This window comes from Ferrimicrobium acidiphilum DSM 19497 (assembly GCF_000949255.1).
GTDB classification, from domain to species: domain Bacteria; phylum Actinomycetota; class Acidimicrobiia; order Acidimicrobiales; family Acidimicrobiaceae; genus Ferrimicrobium; species Ferrimicrobium acidiphilum.
The window spans coordinates 80,670-101,237 of sequence record NZ_JXUW01000001.1; the positions used below are offsets into that span (position 1 = coordinate 80,670).

At 55.0% G+C, this 20,568-nt stretch carries 19 protein-coding genes; 6 read left to right on the forward strand and 13 right to left on the reverse strand.

From position 1 onward, the window contains the following. Positions 1–9: 9 nt before the first annotated feature. Genes FEAC_RS00375 through FEAC_RS00390 form a run of 4 tightly spaced genes read right to left on the reverse strand, consistent with a single transcriptional unit; the run spans position 10 to position 4,130 of the window. Entirely contained in the window at positions 10–921 is a 912-nt protein-coding gene (locus tag FEAC_RS00375; protein WP_052565011.1) for a GDP-mannose 4,6-dehydratase, read from the reverse strand. 7 nt (positions 922–928) lie between these two features. After that, entirely contained in the window at positions 929–2,026 is a 1,098-nt protein-coding gene (locus FEAC_RS00380) for a glycosyltransferase family 4 protein (protein WP_052565012.1), read from the reverse strand. Next, positions 2,023–3,099: a glycosyltransferase family 4 protein gene (locus tag FEAC_RS00385; protein WP_035388121.1), complete on the reverse strand. Its 1,077-nt coding sequence runs from the start codon at positions 3,097–3,099 to the stop codon at positions 2,023–2,025. Before FEAC_RS00385 ends, FEAC_RS00380 begins: the two co-directional genes overlap by 4 nt. Then, positions 3,096–4,130, reverse strand: a complete 1,035-nt coding sequence (locus tag FEAC_RS00390; protein ID WP_035388119.1) for a glycosyltransferase family 4 protein — start codon at positions 4,128–4,130, stop codon at positions 3,096–3,098. Before FEAC_RS00390 ends, FEAC_RS00385 begins: the two co-directional genes overlap by 4 nt. A gap of 683 nt (positions 4,131–4,813) precedes the next feature. Between FEAC_RS00390 and cofD the strand changes: the two genes are divergently transcribed. Both cofD and cofE read left to right on the forward strand, forming a co-directional pair. Beyond that, positions 4,814–5,830, forward strand: a complete 1,017-nt coding sequence (cofD, locus tag FEAC_RS00395; protein ID WP_160290291.1) for a 2-phospho-L-lactate transferase — start codon at positions 4,814–4,816, stop codon at positions 5,828–5,830. Beyond that, on the forward strand, positions 5,827–6,531 hold the full coding sequence (gene cofE, locus FEAC_RS00400; RefSeq protein WP_052574641.1) for a coenzyme F420-0:L-glutamate ligase: 705 nt from the start codon (positions 5,827–5,829) through the stop codon (positions 6,529–6,531). Before cofD ends, cofE begins: the two co-directional genes overlap by 4 nt. On the opposite strand, the gene FEAC_RS00405 is transcribed toward cofE, so the two are convergent. The 9 genes from FEAC_RS00405 to FEAC_RS00445 form a co-directional block, all read right to left on the reverse strand. After that, on the reverse strand, positions 6,528–7,499 hold the full coding sequence (locus tag FEAC_RS00405) for an NAD-dependent epimerase/dehydratase family protein (protein WP_035388118.1): 972 nt from the start codon (positions 7,497–7,499) through the stop codon (positions 6,528–6,530). The genes cofE and FEAC_RS00405 overlap by 4 nt on opposite strands. Beyond that, entirely contained in the window at positions 7,500–8,555 is a 1,056-nt protein-coding gene (locus FEAC_RS00410) for a nucleotidyltransferase family protein (protein WP_052565016.1), read from the reverse strand. Between the two features lie 8 nt (positions 8,556–8,563). Then, on the reverse strand, positions 8,564–9,328 hold the full coding sequence (locus FEAC_RS15405) for a hypothetical protein (RefSeq protein WP_052565018.1): 765 nt from the start codon (positions 9,326–9,328) through the stop codon (positions 8,564–8,566). Between the two features lie 255 nt (positions 9,329–9,583). Further along, positions 9,584–10,435: a glycosyltransferase gene (locus tag FEAC_RS00420; RefSeq protein ID WP_052565020.1), complete on the reverse strand. Its 852-nt coding sequence runs from the start codon at positions 10,433–10,435 to the stop codon at positions 9,584–9,586. After that, positions 10,432–11,298, reverse strand: a complete 867-nt coding sequence (rfbD, locus tag FEAC_RS00425) for a dTDP-4-dehydrorhamnose reductase (protein ID WP_052565022.1) — start codon at positions 11,296–11,298, stop codon at positions 10,432–10,434. The genes FEAC_RS00420 and rfbD overlap by 4 nt, the downstream gene beginning before the upstream one ends. Continuing rightward, the gene (gene rfbB / locus FEAC_RS00430; RefSeq protein WP_035388114.1) at positions 11,295–12,308 is read right to left on the reverse strand and encodes a dTDP-glucose 4,6-dehydratase; all 1,014 of its coding nucleotides are present in this window, start codon (positions 12,306–12,308) and stop codon (positions 11,295–11,297) included. The genes rfbD and rfbB overlap by 4 nt, the downstream gene beginning before the upstream one ends. Positions 12,309–12,349: 41 nt before the next feature. Beyond that, positions 12,350–13,417: a glucose-1-phosphate thymidylyltransferase gene (locus FEAC_RS00435; protein WP_035388113.1), complete on the reverse strand. Its 1,068-nt coding sequence runs from the start codon at positions 13,415–13,417 to the stop codon at positions 12,350–12,352. A 9-nt stretch (positions 13,418–13,426) separates the two neighbouring features. Further along, a complete protein-coding gene (locus FEAC_RS00440; protein ID WP_035388111.1) occupies positions 13,427–14,566 on the reverse strand; it encodes an acyl-CoA dehydrogenase family protein in 1,140 nt (379 codons plus the stop codon). Positions 14,567–14,871: 305 nt separating this feature from the next. Next, positions 14,872–15,639, reverse strand: a complete 768-nt coding sequence (locus tag FEAC_RS00445; protein ID WP_035388110.1) for a biotin--[acetyl-CoA-carboxylase] ligase — start codon at positions 15,637–15,639, stop codon at positions 14,872–14,874. Between the two features lie 114 nt (positions 15,640–15,753). Here FEAC_RS00445 and FEAC_RS00450 point away from each other — a divergent pair, with 114 nt between their 5' ends. From FEAC_RS00450 to moeB, 4 genes are read left to right on the forward strand one after another with little or no spacing between them, the layout of a single operon-like run. Then, on the forward strand, positions 15,754–17,523 hold the full coding sequence (locus FEAC_RS00450) for an ATP-binding protein (RefSeq protein ID WP_035388108.1): 1,770 nt from the start codon (positions 15,754–15,756) through the stop codon (positions 17,521–17,523). 21 nt (positions 17,524–17,544) lie between these two features. Further along, the gene (locus FEAC_RS00455) at positions 17,545–18,711 is read left to right on the forward strand and encodes a M20 family metallopeptidase (protein ID WP_035388107.1); all 1,167 of its coding nucleotides are present in this window, start codon (positions 17,545–17,547) and stop codon (positions 18,709–18,711) included. 38 nt (positions 18,712–18,749) lie between these two features. Then, complete coding sequence (locus FEAC_RS00460; protein WP_081900910.1) at positions 18,750–19,352, forward strand: nitroreductase family protein; 603 nt, start codon at positions 18,750–18,752, stop codon at positions 19,350–19,352. 27 nt (positions 19,353–19,379) lie between these two features. Next, the gene (moeB, locus tag FEAC_RS00465; protein WP_035388105.1) at positions 19,380–20,525 is read left to right on the forward strand and encodes a molybdopterin-synthase adenylyltransferase MoeB; all 1,146 of its coding nucleotides are present in this window, start codon (positions 19,380–19,382) and stop codon (positions 20,523–20,525) included. Positions 20,526–20,568: the final 43 nt, after the last annotated feature.

Genomic DNA, 20,568 nt, shown 5'->3' on the forward strand with positions numbered 1-20,568 from the left:
AGCTACACGCTAGTCGCCCGAGTGTGGTCCACCATCACCAAGCAGTTCTTCAACAACCTTCGCAAGAGTCTGACGGAGCGATAGCTGGGGTTGGAACCCGGTTGCCGCCTGCATTCGACTCGGATCCCCCACCACCAGCTCCACATCGTTGGGGCGTAAAAGCTGAGGGTCTACCTCTAGTTGAATCGGGTAGTCCAGGAGATCTGTCAGTATCGTGATCAAGTCGTTCACACTAACAGCCCGTCCAGAGCAAACGTTATAGACACCACCGGCCTCGCCCTCCAAGGCAAGCAATCGATAGGCTCGTACAACGTCTCTGACATCCATAAAATCACGACGAGCAGCTACATTACCTACAGTTAAACGTAAGTGACGTTTCGCTTTCGCCTCGATAAGTCGAGCAGCAAGAGCTGGTATGAGATAGTCGGACGACTGACCCGGCCCGGTATGATTGAACGGTCGTACAACGACAACAGGCATACCGTGTCCGTACCATCCTTGTAACGCAGCAATCTCAGAGGCGGCCTTTGAAGCGGCATAGGGAGATACAGGGCAGAGCTGCTGAGACTCGGAGATGGGTAGATGGCTGGGATCGACTCGCCCGTAGACCTCAGACGAAGATACGTACACAAATCGTGGTGGTCGTGGAAGATTTGCGAGCCCCAACACCAAGTTCGCAGTACTCACAACGTTGTTGTGATAGTACAGCGGGGGATCCGACCATGATGTGCCGACGTGAGATAGCGCGGCGAGGTGATAACAGACCTCGACCTCCATGACACCCAACGCGTGCTCAAGAGATCCACGATCACAAAGATTGAGATCCTGTCCAAACTCCACCACCTCGTCACCCTGGTCACGAAGGTGACGACACAGCCATCTCCCAACGAATCCATGGCTGCCAGTAACGAGAGCGCGCAACGTAGACCTATCCCTCTAAGAGCTGCCGATACAACACGACAGTCTCGCGTGCGGCGCGCTCCCATGTAAAACTCCTCGCCCACTGCACTTGACGTTCAATCTCATCAGGCGTACGCGAAGTCAGTGCTGCGGTCTCAATCCCTTGAGCAATCGAATCCACATCGTCTGGATCTGCCAACCATGCATACTCCCCGCCCACCTCGGCCATAGCCGACTTATTGCTGGTAACGACATTCAGACCCGAGGCTAATGCCTCTAGAACCGGCAATCCGAATCCCTCCGCGTTAGACACGTAGATCATCGCTCGTGCCCGGCGCAGCGCATGCCGTAACTCCTTCTCGTTGAGATAGCCCTCGATGCTCACACGTCCCCGATTGTGCATTGCATCCAAAGCGTCATCGAAGTCGCTGGTTTTCCAACCTCGCTTGCCGATGATCCGCAACCTCCAATCCGGATGTCGATCGGCTACCTTGTCAAAAGCTTGTAGAACCCTAGGCAAGTTCTTGCGTGGTTCGATTGTTCCAAGCGAGCAGAGCTCGACGCCATCATCCTCATCACCACCATGCTCTGGGACGAGCAAGGGATCAACGCCATGATAGATCACGTGTATCGGCGGCGTCACTGGAAAATGTTCACGCAGACGATCTGCGGTTGCCTGCGAGGGCACAATCAGCGCATCTGAGCGCTTCACCGCCAATCGGGTAGCACGCTGGAAGTAGCGCACCTTCGCGGGTTCATGCCATTCGGGGTTATCGAAAAAGGTTAGATCGTGGATAGTTGAGACGACCCGAAGTCTGTGGCGAGCAGCTGGAACCTGATAGTGGAGCCCATGGAACACCTGCGCACCACCCTTGATGGCGATACTTCCAAGACTCCTCTCTTGATAGAGCAGTCGAAGCGGTCGACTGTTGGGAGCAGCGATAAGATTTTCGTAGTTTCCCCGCGGTGGGAGGGCAAAAAGTCGAAGCGATGTCCGTGTCGTCAACAGTGAGATTGGAGGACGATCTTCAAGATGGTAGATGGCAGCAACGAGCTCCTTGGCGTAACGCCCCACGCCAGTGGGGTCACCAGGGATGGACGTTGCATCGATAGCTACAGGGTTCACTCCGTCAGCTCCTCCCATAGTTTTACATGTCGTCGGGCAGCCTCTATCCAGGTTAGCCCCTCAACAGCGAGCAAACCATGAGCAACCAAGCGAGACCGCAAGGGATCATCATGAACTATACGTTCAATTGCTTCGGCGATCGCATCCACATCAGTAGGCTCCACCCTGAGGCCACCAAAGCGAGCCGCAGGGATGTTAGCCGATGTCACCACAGGGACCGCCCCGGCAAGCGCCTCGATGACTGGCAGACCAAAGCCCTCCTGGAGTGGAACGTACAGGAGTGCCTGTGCACGTGCAAGCAGGCCTGAAACAACTCCAGCCGTGACCTTGCCCACCATGTAGACCCCCCGAGGTGGAGTGATCTCTGGTCCCCATCCCTTCGGGCCAACGATCACAAGGGGTAGAGGATCAAAGGTGGTAGCTCGATAATGCTGGTAGGCCTGGAGAATGCGTATCAGGTTTTTGCGTGGCTCTATCGTGCCTAACACCATTAGATATCTATCTACTATGCCAAGGTTGGCTAGCAAACTGCTGGTGGCTGCGAGATCCGCTGGCGCGACGTGATCTACCCCGGGTGGGATGACCACAATTCGTTCTGGCGCGATACCAGCGTCCATGAGCTGGGGAACCGTCTCGGTCGCCAAGGTCACGATGCGAGAATCGCTCTCGACTACCTGAGCAAGGCGACGTTCATGCCAACTTCTTGCTCGAGACGGGAACGTCTCCTGAGCAGTCCGAAACAGGAGGTCATAGACCGCTACTGCCTTCGGAATATCCATGCGGAGCGGAGGCCCGCCAAGCGAAAACGCATGGTAGAACGTCCAAGGTCCGCTCGCAAGGTGCATCCCCTTATCCCACAATCGCTGCTGTATACGATGCTCAAAACGAGCCTGGACGTGTCTGCCTTGCCACCGGCTTGGAACAATCGAAACGTCCGTTTTGGAGGTTAGAAGATCTAGGTTTAGTTCTAACCGTAGCTGGCTGATCCCTTGCAAAATACCGCCAATATAGACGCCAATACCGCCAGGTACTGGCCGAGCAAGCTGATCAACGAAGAGTAACCCGTGCCTCATCCTTGCGCCGCCCGCGCATACAAAGCTGCCATCTGCTCTCCATTCGTCTTCCAGGAGAACTGGGCGGCTCTAGCGTAGCCCCGCTCGATCATCACAGCACGAGTCTCACTCTCATCGATCAGGACCTCAAGTGCTTGAGCAAGCTCCTCTACTGCACGTGGGGGCACCATCATCGCAGCCTCGGCAACTACCTCACAAATCGCTCCAATATTCGTGGTTACCACTGGCGTGCCCACACTCATCGCCTCCAACAGTGGTAGCCCAAAACCTTCATAAAGGCTCGGGTAGGCAAAGACGTGAGCATTACGAAGGAGCCAGGAACGCTCTTGGTCAGAGACGTAACCCGGTAACAGGATACGTTCTGCTACCGCTGGACCACGAAACTCGGCTAGCAACTCATCCATCCCCCACCCAGGTTGCCCGGTCAGAACTAGACGAACATCAGGATGGCGAGAGGCAATCCGTTCAAAGGCACGAACCAAATAAACCAGTCCCTTGCGAGGCTCAAGGGTTGACACCGCAAGGATATAAGGTCGCCCATCTAGCTGGCGAGCGATAGCCGGTAGAGATGGGTTGGAGACCAGTGGTGTAACTCCGTGCGCGATCGCCACCACCCTCGACGGCTCTATACCGAAGTAGTCCAGCACTTGAGCACGCACGAACTCCGATGGAGTATGAACGATCGCGCCGGCACTTATGGCGTGGCGTACCAATGTTGGGAAACCCAGAACCTCAGGTCGACAAAAGTGAGGGTAGAGGAGAGGAGTCAAGTCATGCACGGTCACCACTGTTGCGGTGCCTTTCACTGGAGGGACGACAAAGTTCGTACCATGCACGACGTCGTACCCACGGAGGAGCCAACGAAGATCCGGCTGATACCACCGCTGCCAGGAGGCAAGGAGGGGACGTGCCGGCAGAGCCAGGTTAAGGTAGTCAACTCCCTTCGGCAGCGCTCGATGCAGCTGAGCATGCCCACGCAGGGAGATCATGAAGCCGGCCGCACGCACGTGTGCCGAAACTGACTCCGACATGCAGTAGGCAAACTCTCCGACACCGCTCCGCTGTCCGACTATGGCTGTAAGCTCAATTGCTACTCGGACGATCTACCTCCATGCTCCTACCAACACGGCCATGCATCTGTAGCCCGAAGGATACGCCAGCGCAACCTAGTCATACCGAACAACAACGCTAGCGGAGATTGTCTATGGTCGATTCACCAAAGCCTCGTCTCCGCTCCAGAATACCCAGCCACACCTGGGGACTCCTGTTTCTTTCGCTCTCCGAGCGTTGATTCTCTCTTGTTGTATCCAATGGACCGAGACTCGACAAGTCGGCGTTGTCTCCTCACGCATCCAACCCAGGTTGTCGTAGTGGGCCTTAAGCCCTAATCGTTGAGCGACAGCCGAACCATCTAGTCAATAGGATGTTCGGCTCGCCATTTGCGCGTCGGGACCTCGCATCATGAAACTTCTTCACCTCTCTATGCGGAGTGAGCCGGCCGATCCGGCGATGTAAGCCTTTACCACATCCCGGTTATCACCGATCCGAATCGCTCCCAGCACTCTAAATTCAAGGCCAGAGCAGTGCAAAATCGCCCCCTGGCTGCCCCCCGAAAGGTTGGCTGCTGGAGGAGTCTGTGCCCTCAGGCACGATCGGCACCGCCTTGGCCCAGGGTCCCGCCAACCCTGCGCATGGATGCCTGAGTAGACTGGAGTTGGAAGCAAGCACGCCGAGCTCATCAGGCGCTGGGGAAGTTACAGGGAGGCCAAAGAGTGTGATTGCGGTACTCGCGGGCGGGGTTGGAGCGGCCAAATTTCTTCGAGGTCTAACTAACGCCGGACTTGACGAAGAGATAGTTGCTATCGTCAACACGGGCGACGACTGGACACAGTATGGCCTCAAGATCTGTCCAGACCTTGATACTATCACCTATACCCTTGCCGATCTCGTAAATCCAAAGACAGGTTGGGGTGTACGTGACGAGACCTATCGCTCACGCGAGACTCTGCTGAGCCTAGGAGATGACCCATGGTTCACCCTTGGTGATCGTGACATAGGGCTGCATATGTATCGCACCAAACTTCTCGCCGAAGGTGCGAACTTGACTCAGGTCACCGCCAAGATCTCGCAAAAGCTCGACCTCTCAGTTACCCTACTGCCGATGACAAACGACGAAGTAGGCACCAAGGTGCTTGTTCAGATCCCTTCTACTGACAACGAAGGTGACCAGCTAGTTGAACTCGACTTTCAAGAATACTTCGTGCGCTACAGCCACCAACCGAGGGTTATCAGAGTTCGTTACCAAGGGATCGAGGTCGCGCGCCCAACGATGGAGGTGGAGCAAGCCCTCCTGAACGCTCGACGCATCGTAATCGCCCCATCCAACCCGATCCTCTCAATCGGGCCTATCCTCGCCTTGGGAGGTGTAGGCGACCAACTTCGACAACGAGCTGCCAACGGCGACGTAGTCGCGATCTCGCCGATCATCGCCGGGGAGGCCGTGAAGGGGCCGCTAGCCCAGATACTGGACTCTCTTATGACGCAGCACGATGCCCGCATCGTTGCTGAGCTATATCGTGAAGTAACCAGCCAGTTTGTCGTGGATACCGCAGATGTCGCTCTAGTCGACTCGATCAATGACATGGGCCTCACCGCTCTAACGACACAGACTCTTATGACCGATCTCGACTCAGCAGTCAAACTTGCCCGTTTCGCGGTTACTGTCCCATGAACCGCGCAGGGCTACAGCTGTTCACGAGCCAAATCGAAGAGGATGTCGATGTGGGAACGGATCTGGCCGATCTTATCCTGCATCACTTTGACCTAAACGATGGCGACATTATGGTGGTCACCCAAAAGGTCGTATCCAAGGCAGAAGGGCAAGTGCTAGAGGTTGTCGACGATGACCAGGAGAGCTTCGATGCGCTCGTACGCTCCGAAAGCCGTCGTATTCTCCGTCGGAGGGGTACGCTCGCAATCACCGAGACTCATCACGGCTTCATCTGTGCAAATGCCGGTATCGATCGATCGAATACCGACGCCGGAACGGTCACTCTTCTTCCAAAAGATCCAGATCGGAGTGCTCGTCGCCTTTTGCACCAGCTACAATACCGCTCTGGCGTTCGGCTCGCGGTACTTATCACGGATACCTTTGGCCGAACATGGAGGTCAGGTGTGACCGACGTCGCTATAGGGGTCGCGGGCCTAACTCCAATTGCCGACCTAAGGGGAACCCGTGATCACAACGGCGTTCCCCTTCAAGCTACCGAGGTGTGCATCGCTGACGAGATAGCGGCTGCAGCAGATCTTATCAAGCGAAAAGACGGCCGTACACCATTTGTCCTTGTAAGGGGAGTAGATACAGCGCACTTTGGACTCGGAAGCATCGGCACAGACGTCGTCCGTGGCTACGGGTTCGACCTTTTCCGCTAACGAGCGACTGTGCCACTCCGCATGGCACCATACCACTGCAAAACCTGCTCTAGACCCCGCTCAAGCGTGGTGCTAGCGTGCCACCTCAAATACCATCCTGCTCGCCTTGCATCAAGGCTCGATCGCAGGATCTCCCCGGTGATTGCCTCTTTATGGTTCGGCTGGCGATAATCGCAGCCTGAGATTCGATACATCTCCTTATGTAGGGTATCGATCGAGGTCTCGACACCAGTGGCGATATTTAGCACTAGCCCTCCACCCTGGTCGAGCGACCTGTAGAACGCATCGACGACATCCTCAACATAGACAAGATCTCTAGTCTGGCTGCCATCTCCAATGATGGTGGCCTGCTCTCCAGCCGCGATCGCCTGTGCAAACTTGGCGACAACACCTCCCTCGCCGAGCAAACCCTGTCTCGGTCCGTAGACGTTGGCCAAAACTAGGGCGGTATATTCCAGGTCAAAGTTGTTGCGATAGAGGCGTAAATAGTCCAGCACTACATCTTTAGAAAGACCATAAAACGAATCCGGCAAGTGGGCAACGTCTTCACGAATGGGAAGCTCGGACGACGGCACTGCGCCGTAAACACCCGCACTCGTGGCAAAGATCACCTTCGCGACCCCTGAATGCCTCGCTGCCTCGAGCACTCGAAGGGAACCAACGACATTCGCTGATAAATCTCCGAGTGGGTCGATCATGGATTCCCTGACATTCACCTTGGCAGCAAGGTGAATTACAGCCAGAGGCTTGCGGCGGGTCATCAAGGCCAAAAGATCGCCATCAACGATATCAAGTTTGTGGAAATGCAGCCCCCGATCGCCTTTGCCCCTTGCAACTCGGAGATTTGCGAGCGAACCAGCGGAAAGATTATCTACAACGTCTACCTCATAGCCAGCATCGATCAATCTTTCAACCAGGTGGGAACCTATAAAACCGGCCCCTCCGGTTACCAGAATCGGAGCCGTCATCTATGGATGTCCAGCCCCAACTAGCGAATCCCCGGGGTGTAGTTCTGTGCTTTCCGCAACAATAGCCAAAGCGTCAAGGTGAACGTTCTCAGGTATCACCGTCCGCGCACCAACGATAGACCCACGAACCACCGAGCCCGGACCCACCCGAGCTCCCTCGAGAACAATCGAGTCGACAATCGTGGCCCCATCAGAGATCTCAACTCCATCCTCGATCACCGATCCGATGACCCTCGACACGGAACTAAGCTCGACCGACGCACCGATGTAACAATGGCCATCGGAGTCGTCGTCAGGTTGATTAGGAGCTGGATACCATGCGCGAGGAGGGACAAGCTCACCCAATCGCGCCCCGAAGAGAATGTCGCGAATAGCCCGGTAATAATTCTTGGGAGTACCTGCATCCAGCCAGTAACACTCGTAAGCCCTCGCAAAGAGGCTCCCTTGTTCTACAAGGTGTGGAAACAGCTCGCGCTCAATCGACATTCTTCCACCTTGGGGGATCAGCTCCAAAGCACTGGGTTCAAGTATGTAGATCCCCGCGTTGATGTCGTGGGACGGAGCAGACTCAATCGGCGGCTTTTCAACAAACCTGAGTGCGCGTCCTCTGTCGTCTTTGACAACAACGCCGAACTGACTAGGATCCTCAACCTTAACTAATCCGATGGTGGCTTGGCTTCGACGGTCCAGGTGGAAATCCATCAGATCTTTGACATCAAGATCGGTCATAATATCGCCATTTACCACCAGAAAAGTCTCATTAATACCGGCGCTCTCCGCTGCAAAGCGTATTGCACCAGCCGTATCAAGGGGCTCCTCTTCAATCGCATAGGTAAGGCGTACCCCCGCCGCCTCCCCATCAGGGTAAGCCAATCGGAAAGCATCCGGCTGATACCCAAGCGACAGAACAACCTCATCAACGCCAAACCCACTCAACCGATGCAAAACTCGCTCAAGCATCGGGAAGCCTATAACCCTCAGCATCTGCTTTGGAGTGTGGAACGTCAGCGGTCGAAGGCGAGTGCCCTCCCCTCCGACGAGAACGACTGCTCGCATCTCCCCTCCTACTTCTTGGTACTACTCTTCGACTTGGCTGTGCCTGTTGACTTGGCTGTGCCTGTTGACTTGGCTGTGCCTGTTGACTTGGCTGTGCCTGTTGACTTGGCTGTGCCTGTTGACGTACTCGTCGAGCCAACAGTAGCAAGATTCGCCGCCGTCGGAGGCTGTGATGGTGTCACACCTTTAGCCAGGACACCCACAGTGACGATCTGGTCATTCTGTAGCCGAACCTGAGAAGGGTTGACGTAAACCGTTGGCTTGGTTGCCAAAAGCGAAGACCACACATAGATGCCAAACTTAGCTGGCTTACCGTTACAGCCTGCTGAGGCAAGTACAGCCTTGCCACCTGGGAGCGTGAATCCATTTTTCGTGATAGTCAACCCGGCTATGCCCTTGGGAACCAACGCGAGTGTAGCGTTCGCCCCTTCTTCAGACTTTGACTTTGGCGCTACCGCTAGAACACCATTGCCCAGAGAGGTTACACCACTCTTGACCGCTGATGTCTTCGCGAGAACCGGCAAGTACTTGCCGCATGCATCAAAGCCGATGGCGGTATGCCATGTTGTACCGATAACAGGCTGATCCGCCGCCGTGGTCGCCGACGTCGGATGATCAATCTCGTACTTCGAGTAGCCGATAACCGCCACCCCAGCAACAACTATGATCGCCAACGCAGAATAAAACCCTAAAGGGATCTGCCGTCGAACTTTCGCTCCACGACCAGATGCCTGTGCCCTTGCGACTCTACGAGCGCTCTCTTTACTTGCCATAACAGGTTAAGGCTACCGTCTTTTTGAGCTCGCTAGGGCGGATGGTCGCGACTTACCTGGTTCAGTCGTTGTATCGATTCACAGCAGGACTTAATCGGCTTACCTTATCGGGGATTGCACACGACAAGCCTGAAGAAAACCTCCCCATGCCGACCAGTTGATGTAGGAGTCATCGGCCAAACAAAATTGGTCCGACCTCGGCAACTGCATTAGCAAAAGACCGTCACTGTCGCCATCCGGGTATGCGCATCTCTCCTAGTTGCGAACTGAACCCGAAATACTGGCGCGCAACAAGCTCAAACCGCATCGAAGCGCAATACCAAACTCGACAACAAGCAGGCTAAGAGTTGATCGTCGCTCCGCTGCAGCGTAGACGGCCATCGACCTATGGTGCTCGAGCAAAGCTCGCGAACGTCGCTGATCACTTGATCTACCGCCGTAATGGGTAACTACCGCCAACGGCTGATAGACAATCTGGTAACCAAACAGGGTAAGTCGGCGACATAAGTCGACGTCCTCTAGATACAGGCGGTACTTTGTATCGAATCCAGCTACTCGACGTAGCGCTGAAGTGGGGCATGCAAGAAAAGCACCTGAGATCCACGGAACGACGACAGCAAGTTCAGGATCTACATCGCTCATGCGATAGGAACGCGTCGCTGGGCTGGACGGAGCAAGCCACCCAATGGCACCATGCCACATCGACTGCCACAACGAGGGAAAACGCCGAAAGGATGGATACCGGCTGCCGTCGCTATTGACCACCTTTGGACCAACTGCACCGACATTTCCGTCTGCCTCCAGAACGGCCGCAAGAGCATCGATAGCTCCCGGGTGAACCTCAATGTCAGGATTCGAGATCACAACTATGGACTCCTGCACCATTGCCAATCCACGATTGATCGCTGCTCCGTAACCGAGATTCATTCCAAAGGCGAGTTGATGCACAACGACGTCACCTATGCAGCTGGTCCGATCGTAAGATTCCTCAACTCCGTTGTCGATGACGACAATCCTGTCCACCCCTTGTTGTCGGAGCTGCTCAATAAGCTGCTCAATTGGTCCGGACCTATACTGCACGATGATCACAGCAACACTACAGTTCACAGCCGCTCCAAGTCTCTCACGACTCGCTCTATCGCATCATGCCAATCATCAGTAGTCCGGCCCAGCGCGGCACTATACGCAGAGGTGGCGAGTACCGAATGCCTTGGGCGAGGTGCCGGATAACGATCAGCAACCGAGGCAGCGGTAACCTCTACTACCTGCCCAGGATCACGACCGAGCAGAGTCAGAATCCAACGAACCACCTCGAACCAGGACGCACTACCGCCGTTGACAACGTGAAAGCAACCGCTACAGCTACTCAACATCAACTGGATGCTCGCCTCACTCAGATCATCAGCAATCGTAGGCGAGCCTATCTGGTCGCCTACGAATCTAAGCGTCGAACCCTCCTTGGCTAGACGCACGACCGTGGAGGCGATATTTCCACCTGATGAACTCATTAACCATGCGGTTCGAATATTGAGATCGCGCCCCACGCGAAGCTCCTGCTCGCCTCCGAGTTTACTTCGGCCATAGACTCCCAGAGGGTCAACCGGATCCCACTCACGATAGGGCTGTGCTGATTCACCATTGAAGACATAATCGGTGGAGAAGTTGCAAACCCTACCGCCGACAGCCTCAGCTGCCTCAACCATCCATCGCACAGCAAGTGCATTGACCAAAAAGGCTCGCTCTGGCTCACGTTCGCACCGATCGACCGCAGTGAAGGCCGCTGCGTTGACTACCCAATCCGGCCGAAGCGAACGGATCACTTCGTGGACGGCACCACGTTGCCGAACATCTATGTCCTCCGAGGAAAAAGCGAACACCTCAACCGGAAGATCGAGTTCACCGAGTCGCCTAGCGAGCCGTTGGCCAAGCTGACCATGAGCTCCCAGAACGACGAACCGAAGCTGGCTCACGATCGAAGCTGCCAGGCTGCCGATTCCTGAACCGGCGCCCTACCTAACAACGGCCGCCACCACGCCTCGTTATCTCGATACCAGCGTATCGTCTCGCGCATTCCTTCATCAAACGTTATCGAGGGTGTGAATCCGAGTTCAGTCCTAATCTTGGATGAGTCCAGGAGGTACCGGCGATCATGCGATGGTCGATCAGGAACCGTGGTCTTAAGCGTTGCCGGTTTCCCCAATTCCGCGAGTATGCGATCGGCGATCTCTTCGATCGAATACTCCGAACCCGTGCCCACATGGTAGGTTTCGCCAGCTTTCCCCTGATGAATAACCAGATCAATAGCTCTCGCATGATCAAGTACGTGAATCCACTCTCGGCGGTTGTCCTTGGAGGCATACAACGGAAGGGGTTGATCCTGTAAGGCCAAGGCGGCGAAAAGCGGAATCAGCTTCTCGGGAAATTGATACGGTCCATAGTTGTTCGCGCAGTTAGTAATACTAATCGGGAGTCCGTAGGTCAGCGAATATGCCCTGACCGCATGATCGGCTGCTGCCTTCGATGCATTGTACGGAGTGCGTGGTCGATACGGAGACGTCTCCGTGAAGGCCTCATCGGCATCGAGGTCAAGATCACCATACACCTCACACGTCGAAACATGGTGAAATCGTGTCAAACCTCCATAGGCCCGAGCAGCCTCAAGAAGTCCAACAGTACCTGTCACATTCGTACGAAAGAAGCGTTCCGGATCGATTATGGCCAGGGAGTTATGCGACTCAGCGGCAAAATTAACGACAACATCGATCGAATGACGGTCAAGTACCTCATGAACATGTCCAGTGTTGCCAATATCCGCCTGGACAAATCGGATCCGATCATCAAGATCGACTAGCGATTCCTTGCAGCCCGCGTATGTAAGTGCATCTAACACCACCACCACGTCTTCAGGATGGGTCTTAGACCAGTACCGTGTGAAATTCGAGCCAATAAAGCCAGCTCCTCCGGTTACCAGTAGTTTCACGGCCCTCGCCTTTCATGTTAGCGAAACATTGCGAGCACAGACTATAGCAACTCTACCCGAGCATGATCGCCTACCACGAGCTTGGTAGCTCGGGGTCGCTCGTTTCGATGGCAAATCGTGGCAAATTTCCCAATCACCGATCCTTCGATCGCACCTACATCGTCAACGATAGAGTCACTCAAGATAATCGAATTCACTACTTCAGAAGCTGAGATCGAACAACGATCGCCGATCGCCGAAAATGGGCCAACATAACACGACTGCAGCGAAGCATCACGACCAATAACAGCTGGACCTCGGATGATTGAATCAACGATCCTCGCACCGGCCTCTATGAGAACTGGCCCATCCACCTGCGAATCGATCACCTCCCCCATGATCAGTGGACGGATAGCCATTAACGCAATCCTGTTCCCTTCGAGCAACGCCTCAGGATCTCCAAGATCCTTCCAGTACCCGTCGACCATCGACGAGTTCACTCCAAACCCGTGCTCGATGAGCCAACTGATAGCATCGGTTATCTCAAGCTCTCCCCTGGCGGATGGCTCGATGTCGGCAACTGCCTCGTGGATGTGGTGGTCAAAAAGGTAAACACCTACCAAGGCCAAGTCAGACGGAGGGTTATCAGGCTTCTCAACGAGACGCAGGACGGAGCCATCACCTGCGATCTCGGCAACACCAAACTTCCTAGGATCAGGAACCCGTGCCAAAAGAATCCTTGCAGCTGTGGAAGCATCACGCTCGATGAATCCTTGGACAATATCAGAAACCCCACCTACCAGAAAGTTATCGCCGAGATACATAACAAAGTCCTCATCGCCAAGAAATTCTCTGGCGATCAGCACGGCGTGAGCCAACCCACGAGGTGCATCCTGGGGGAGGTAGGTCACCTTCAGCCCGAAATTCGAACCGTCGCCGACCGCCGCCTTAACCTCGACAGCCGTATGCCCGACCACAATGCCCACCTCAGTGATCCCGCACTCAGCAATTGCTTCAAGTCCATAAAAAAGAATGGGTTTATTCGCAATAGGCACGAGCTGTTTCGATGCAGTATGGGTCAGCGGGCGAAGTCGAGTTCCGGACCCTCCAGCAAGAATAAGTGCCTTCATGTAGTTCTCCTAAGAGGTAGGGAGGCCAAGGGAGCGTGCAATGACCAAGCGTTGCACCTCTGACGTCCCCTCGCCAATCTCAAGTATCTTGGCGTCTCGATAGTAGCGCGCAACTGGAGACTCTTCAATGAAACCTGCACCTCCAAAAATCTGAGTTGCGTCGCGAGCTATCGAAACCGCTGCCTCGGTCGCATAAAGTTTCGCTACAGCTGCCTCCCTCTTAAATGGACGTCCGTGATCTTTCAGCCAAGCTGCCCGATAGACTAACAGACGCGATGCTTGAATAGCAACCTCCATGTCGGCACACTTGAAAGAAATCGCCTGATAACGAGCGATTGGACCTCCAAAAGCGTTCCGATTTGCAGCGTAGGCAAGTGACTCGCGTAGGCACGCCTCTGCCAAACCAAGTGCAAGTGCTGCAATCGAGATACGACCATCATCGAGGATTGCAAGGAACTGCGCAAACCCCCTACCAGGATCACCAAGTAGAGCTTCTTGACCCAATTCAACGTCAACGAGACTGAGTGGATGGGTGTCAGAGGCATGCCAGCCTAACTTCTTATACGCTGGCTCCACGGTAAATCCTGGCGTACCTGATGGCACGATGAAACTTGACACCCCTTCATCTCCTCGCGCGGTGACCGTCACAAGTGACGTAATTGGAGTTCCAGAGTTCGTAATGTACGCCTTTGTACCGTTCAAGAGGAAGCGTTCCCCGTGGCGATCCACCCGGGTGCGAGTAGCTCCTGCATCGGAACCTCCATCGGGTTCCGTCAGCCCAAAACCACCAAGCGCGCGACCGGCACAAAGATCAGGAAGCCACCGCTGCTTCTGCTCCTCGTTACCGAACTGATAGATAGGATTGGCACCGAGCCCCACACCAGCAGACAAGGTTATCGCCAATGAGGAGTCGCCCTTGGCCAACTCCTCGACTGCAATACACAAAGAGGTAAAGTCACCACCACCCCCTCCGTAGGCCTCGGGAAATATCATCCCAAACAGTCCAAGTTGACCGAGTTCTAGCACCTGCGGGAGCGGGAACTCACCCCGCTCATCCCATCCAAGAGCGTTAGGCAACACCTCAGCGCCAACGAAATCAGCCACTACTTTACGAAGTGCTTCATGCTCTTCGCTGAACTCAACCGACATACTGCCCTCCTCGCTCAATCGTTACACTACCTGCGGGGCGGCCCCGCTGAACCGCCCCGCTACATACCTTCTGTTCGGAACTACGCCGTTTGGGAGTACTCCACGGCCAACCAGTGTCCATCGCCATCGATCACCTCGGAATCATAGATTCCAAAGAGGTAGCTACAAGGGTGTTGCGACACCCCTTTATAACTACCACTCAACGATCAAATCCGCACCTTTCTGCTGTCGGCTACTCCATAGATATCCGCGTGAATAGCGCTAGAGCAGCTCGCGCATCAAGCGATTGTTGGTTAACAGCGATCCTATAGGTCACCCACTACGCCAAGATGTTCTACATCACCAACATGAAGTGCAATTCGACCACTGACGGTCTTGACAACCAAACAGCCTTCCTGATCGACATCCTCCGCCAATCCTATCACCTCGCCTTCCGGACGCAGAATCCGCACTTGGCGTCCCAGTGTTGAGGAGAACTCTCTATAGCTTGCCAGCACTGACTCTGTTCGCCCCTCCAGCAGCCTTAGAATCTGGTCATTGAGCTCCCTAAGGTAGTTTAGCAAAAGAGTGTCACGTAATAAAAAGAAGTCCTCGCCGGTATAGCCATCAAGCGTGTCGATGAGACGGCTAAGAGTACGCCCATCGACAAGTGTTGGTGTTGCAGTGAGGTTAAGACCTAGTCCGAGTACTCCCTGGTAGGTCGTGCCATCGAAACTCCCATCGACGAGAATGCCGCCTAACTTTCCTCCACCCACCATAAGGTCATTGGGCCATTTCAGTACGATTCCAGAGGCACCAAGAGCCCTCACTGCTAGGACTGCGGCATTGGCAACTGCGAGTGGCAACAAGTTGATAGCCGCTTGTCTTGGAAGATGGACCAAGACGGAACAGGCCAAGCCACTTCTAGGGATGTCGTAGAAACTACGACCCCTCCTGCCTCGCCCCGCGACCTGATGGTCAGCAACAACCACCAATCGCTCCAGACTAATTCTGGCAAAACGGTCTATCATGGTACGATTCGTTGACTCGGTCTCATCAAGTAGGATTATCCGCCATGGGGTAGTACTGTCCATCACTCAGCAACCCTAGGGGATGGGTGTGAGCCAGCCATCTTTGACAGGCAGGTTATTCCAGGCTTAGCTGGGTATAAAGAATTCGAGTCGAACCAAACGAGAAAGGCGGCACAGGTGTTTGAACGGCTACTAGTAGCGAACCGAGGAGAGATTGCGGTTCGTGTGATCCGGACAGCACGAGAGATGGGTATTACCACAATTGCCGTATACTCCGACGCCGACCGAGATGCCATGCATGTCCGTTATGCCGACGAAGCTTACAATCTGCCAGGGACCTCAGCCAGGGGCAGCTATCTCAATACTGAGCGAATCCTCGAGATCATTGAACGAACTGGAACCCAAGCCGTGCACCCAGGTTACGGCTTCTTCAGCGAGAACACAGACTTTGCCCGAGCTATTGAGAGCACCGGAGTAGTCTTTGTTGGCCCACCCCCAGAAGCCATCGAGGTGATGGGCGACAAGATCTCCTCGCGCATCGCGGCAACTGCAGCCGGCGTTGCTGGCGTGCCTGGTACTACTGAGGTGCTGCAAAGTGCCGACGAGATCGTAGCCTTTGGTGAACAGTACGGCTGGCCAGTCGCCATAAAGGCAGCCTATGGCGGAGGGGGACGCGGCATGCGAGTGGTAAATTCAGCCGCCGATGCAGCTGAAGCCCTTGCGTCGGCTCAACGAGAAGCACTTGCATCATTCGGTCGTGATGAGTGTTACCTAGAACGATACCTCACTTGGCCGCGACATGTAGAGATGCAGATCATCGGCGATGCGCACGACAACCTCCTCTGGCTAGGAGAACGAGACTGCTCCTGTCAGCGGCGACATCAAAAACTGATAGAAGAGTCTCCTGCTCCAGATTTTCCCGATGAAGTACGAGTGCAAATGGGCGAGGCTGCCGTCAAAGTCGCCCGAGCGTGTGGCTACCGCAACGCCGGGACAGTCGAGTTTCTCTACCAAGATGGACAGTTCTACTTCTTGGAGATGAACACCCGTCTCCAGGTCGAGCACCCTATCACTGAGGCGATAACCGGTCTTGACCTGGTTGAACTCCAACTTCGTGTCGCTGCAGGCGAACCCCTACCTCTCTCGCAAGATCAGATTGTCCGCACCGGGCATGCAATAGAGATCCGTCTCAATGCCGAAGATCCTTCGGGGGGGCGATTCATACCGTCTCCCGGACCAATCGTGCGCTTCGACCGCGCTGACGGCCCTGGAGTTCGCACAGACGCCGGGTACGAGGCGGGTGACACTATCAGTCAGTATTATGACAACCTGATTGCAAAACTCATCGTATGGGCACCTGATCGCGAGCGTGCCATCGCTAAGGCGATCCGCGCGCTACGAGAGACCAAGCTCGAAGGGGTTACGACAACAATCCCGGCAGATCTCGCCATACTCGAACACCCGGACTTCCACGCCGTTGAACACTCGACCAAATGGGTAGAGGATCGTCTCGACCTGAGTACATTGACAGCCGCGCCAACTACTGGAACAAGTGAGAGCCCAAGCGTCCCAACCGAAGTTGTCGCAGAGGTCAATGGGAAACGAGTCGCGGTCAAACTCTATCTTCCCGAGATGACCCAAGTCACCCCAACCCGCCCAAATCCAACACGTTCAGAAGTACCAACACCTCGATCCGCACGGGCCCAAGGGGGTAAGCCAAGTGCAGCTTCCGGATCAGGAACCGTAACTGTACCAATGCAAGGTACAGTCGTCAAGATCTCAGTCGAGGTAGGTCAAGAGGTCAGCGTTGGCGACACCGTCATCGTATTGGAGGCCATGAAGATGGAGAACTCCATCCTCGCTGAGCGTTCTGGTACAGTAAGCGAGATCAGAGTCAAACCAGGCGACACGGTCGGCACAGGTGACGTCGTCGCGGTCATCGCCTAAGAACTGGGCCGAAGGAGAAAGATGCCACAAGTTGATGGAGAACGGAGGGCAATACGGTCAGCGGCAGAGCGAAACTATGGTCGTGCCTACGACCTTTCTCATCGGATTCATGCAAATCCTGAACTCGCTTTTGAAGAGGTCAAGGCCGCTACATGGCTGGCCAGTGAGCTCGAGGCGGTGGGTTTCACGACAACCAAGGGGGTTGGGGGTCTAGATACCGCTGTGCTCGGTGAAGCTGGATCTGGTGAACTAGTGGTCACACTCTGCGCAGAGTACGATGCACTGCCAAAGGTTGGACATGCATGTGGTCACAACATCATCGCCGCAAGTGCCTTGCTCGGTGCAGCGTCGCTCATCGATCTCGTCGATGAGCTTGGCATTACCCTGCGCGTCATCGGAACTCCAGCAGAAGAGGGTGGTGGTGGAAAAATCATCCTGCTTGAGGAGGGAGTCTTCACCGGTACAAACGTCGCAATGATGCTCCATCCAGCCCCAATGGAGGCTGATAGGATGCATGTGCAAGCAGCACGCCACTTCCTCGTCTCATTTGAGGGGAAGGACTCGCATGCAGCCGCGGCGCCACAACTAGGCGTCAACGCGCTCGACGCCATGACGATCTCTCTAACTTCGATTGGGCTCTTGCGTCAACATATTCTTGCTGACGACCGCATCCATGGGATCATAACCAAGGGAGGGGATGCTCCGAACATCATCCCCTCGCTAGTTGAGGGCGAGTTTCTTACCCGCTCCGCAACGCTTGCGGAACTCGAAAATCTCGCACCGCGCGTCGACCGGTGTTTCGAGGCAGGAGCACTAGCAACGGGCGCTAGCTGTACCATCAGTGATCGCGGACCCATCTATTCCCAACTTGTTACCGACGAGGACCTCGCCGCGATCTATGTTCGTGAAGCGACACATATTGGCCGCACCTTTCCTGTCGATGATCGACCATTGTCAGCCTCTACCGACATGGGAAATATCTCACTAGAGGTGGCAACAATTCACCCGCTTGTCAACATCAACTCCTGGCCAGCAGTCAACCATCAACCAGGGTTCACAGAGGCTGCAAAATCGCCAGAGGCAGACCGAGCGATGTTCGAAGGGGGGATGGCGCTCGCTATGACTGCGGTTGTGGCCGCCACCGACAATGAGATTCGACAGCGACTCATCGCCTGCCCCTGCCGATAAGGTGATCATCTCCTCTATTCATCGATCGAAGATTGATAATGGAGTTCGATAGGACCCTGCGCCGCAGGCGCATGCATCGTTCGTTCACGGACGAACCTGTCAAAATCGAACAGGTTCTTGCGCTTTGTGAAGCCGCAATTAGGGCACCATCAGCAGGTTTCACCCAGGGTACCGAGCTTATCGTGGTCACGGATCCAGGACGAATAGGCAACATACTCGAACTCATCACAACCGAGGGCTGGCTGCGCAACTCGCCCACCCATAGCGGTCTCCTCAATACGCAAGCGCTCATATTCCCAATTGTCAACAAGCCGGCGTATCTAGCACGTTACGGAGAGCCAGATAAAGCCGATACCGGCATGGCTTTTGAAGATGCCTGGCCACAGCCGTATTGGACGGTGGACGCTAGCTTCGCTACGATGCAACTCCTGCTGAAGGTCGTCGATCTAGGTCTCGGTGCTACCTTCATGGGCATCTACCATGGTGCGGACCGGCTGCAGGATCTGTTGGCTCTGCCTCGTGGCCTCGAACCCTTGGGGATCGTCTGTATTGGACACCCAGCAAGCACGCTGGCAACAGGTTCGCCGAGTCGACGTAAGCGCAGAGGACCAGCCACGCTTATCCACCATGAGCACTGGTAACATGATGAAGGGAGGCTTTTAAAGTTCATGTCCAACTTCCGTAATCTGCTTGCGAACGCAAAGACACAAATCAATGAGCTTGAAGTCGCCGAGGTGCAGGCGCATTCGGATGTCGACTGGGTTTTTCTTGATGTTCGCGAACCAGAAGAGTTCGCTCAAGGGACCATCCCCGGCAGTGTCCTGCTCCCCCGAGGCAACCTTGAACTCCAAGTCGAGAGCATGATTCCCGACAAGCAAACCCCCGTCCTGGTCTACTGTGCAGCCGGTGTACGTAGCGCCTTCGCAGCGGCGACCCTTGGCCAGCTCGGTTATACCCAAGTAGCATCACTAATGGGAGGCTTCGAGGCCTGGAAGGAGCAAGGGGGTGTCTGGTCCGTCCCGAACCGCCTCGGCGACGATCAACGCCGTCGCTACCATCGCCACCTCCTCCTACCAGAGGTCGGCGAGGAGGGGCAACGCAGGTTACTCAACTCCAAAGTCCTCCTCCTTGGGGCAGGTGGACTCGGTTCTCCAGCTGCTCTCTACCTAGCAGCGGCAGGTATAGGCAGTCTTGGGATACTCGACATGGACGAAGTGGATCTCTCCAACCTCCAAAGACAGATCATCCACTCGACAGACGCGGTCGGTCAACGCAAAGTTGACTCCGCCAAATCAGCGATTAACGCACTAAATCCAGAGGTTGATGTGTTGACCTACGATTGTCGTCTCGACGAAACCAACGTGGCCACGATCATCGCTGACTTCGATCTTATCGTTGATGGCACCGACAACTTCAACACTCGCTACCTCATAAACGATGCAGCGACGGCAGCTCGTATTCCTGTAGTCCATGGATCGATATATCGATTTGAAGGTCTAGTCACCATCTTTGACCCGCCCAAGGGACCATGCTATCGATGTTTTCTCCCAGCACCTCCACCTCCTGAACTCGCACCATCCTGTGCGCAAGCTGGAGTCTTAGGAGTTCTGCCTGGCATTATTGGCTCGCTTCAGGCGATGGAAGCTATAAAGCTAATCCTTGGGATCGGCGAGACCCTCGTTGGACGCATCCTCACCTACGACGCGTTATCCGAGTCGTTCAGCACCTATAACCTTGAACGCAACCCCGGCTGTGAAACCTGTAGCGTTCAGACACACGACCTCGTCGATCACACTCACACCAGGACCGCCTGACCCTCTACGACACTCTAGGCATGGTTCGGATGCAAAAAGCGCG

Excerpts from the sequence above, each read along its gene's own strand:
- FEAC_RS15405 (WP_052565018.1), bottom strand. The coding sequence starts at position 9,328 with ATGGCAAGTAAAGAGAGCGCTCGTAGAGTCGCAAGGGCACAGGCATCT.
- FEAC_RS00435 (WP_035388113.1), bottom strand. The coding sequence starts at position 13,417 with ATGAAGGCACTTATTCTTGCTGGAGGGTCCGGAACTCGACTTCGCCCG.
- FEAC_RS00405 (WP_035388118.1), bottom strand. The coding sequence starts at position 7,499 with ATGACGGCTCCGATTCTGGTAACCGGAGGGGCCGGTTTTATAGGTTCC.
- FEAC_RS00445 (WP_035388110.1), bottom strand. The coding sequence starts at position 15,639 with ATGGACAGTACTACCCCATGGCGGATAATCCTACTTGATGAGACCGAG.
- moeB (WP_035388105.1), top strand. The coding sequence starts at position 19,380 with ATGTCCAACTTCCGTAATCTGCTTGCGAACGCAAAGACACAAATCAAT.
- FEAC_RS00440 (WP_035388111.1), bottom strand. The coding sequence starts at position 14,566 with ATGTCGGTTGAGTTCAGCGAAGAGCATGAAGCACTTCGTAAAGTAGTG.
- FEAC_RS00410 (WP_052565016.1), bottom strand. The coding sequence starts at position 8,555 with ATGCGAGCAGTCGTTCTCGTCGGAGGGGAGGGCACTCGCCTTCGACCG.
- FEAC_RS00385 (WP_035388121.1), bottom strand. The coding sequence starts at position 3,099 with ATGAGGCACGGGTTACTCTTCGTTGATCAGCTTGCTCGGCCAGTACCT.
- FEAC_RS00460 (WP_081900910.1), top strand. The coding sequence starts at position 18,750 with ATGGAGTTCGATAGGACCCTGCGCCGCAGGCGCATGCATCGTTCGTTC.
- FEAC_RS00455 (WP_035388107.1), top strand. The coding sequence starts at position 17,545 with ATGCCACAAGTTGATGGAGAACGGAGGGCAATACGGTCAGCGGCAGAG.
- FEAC_RS00390 (WP_035388119.1), bottom strand. The coding sequence starts at position 4,130 with ATGTCGGAGTCAGTTTCGGCACACGTGCGTGCGGCCGGCTTCATGATC.
- cofE (WP_052574641.1), top strand. The coding sequence starts at position 5,827 with ATGAACCGCGCAGGGCTACAGCTGTTCACGAGCCAAATCGAAGAGGAT.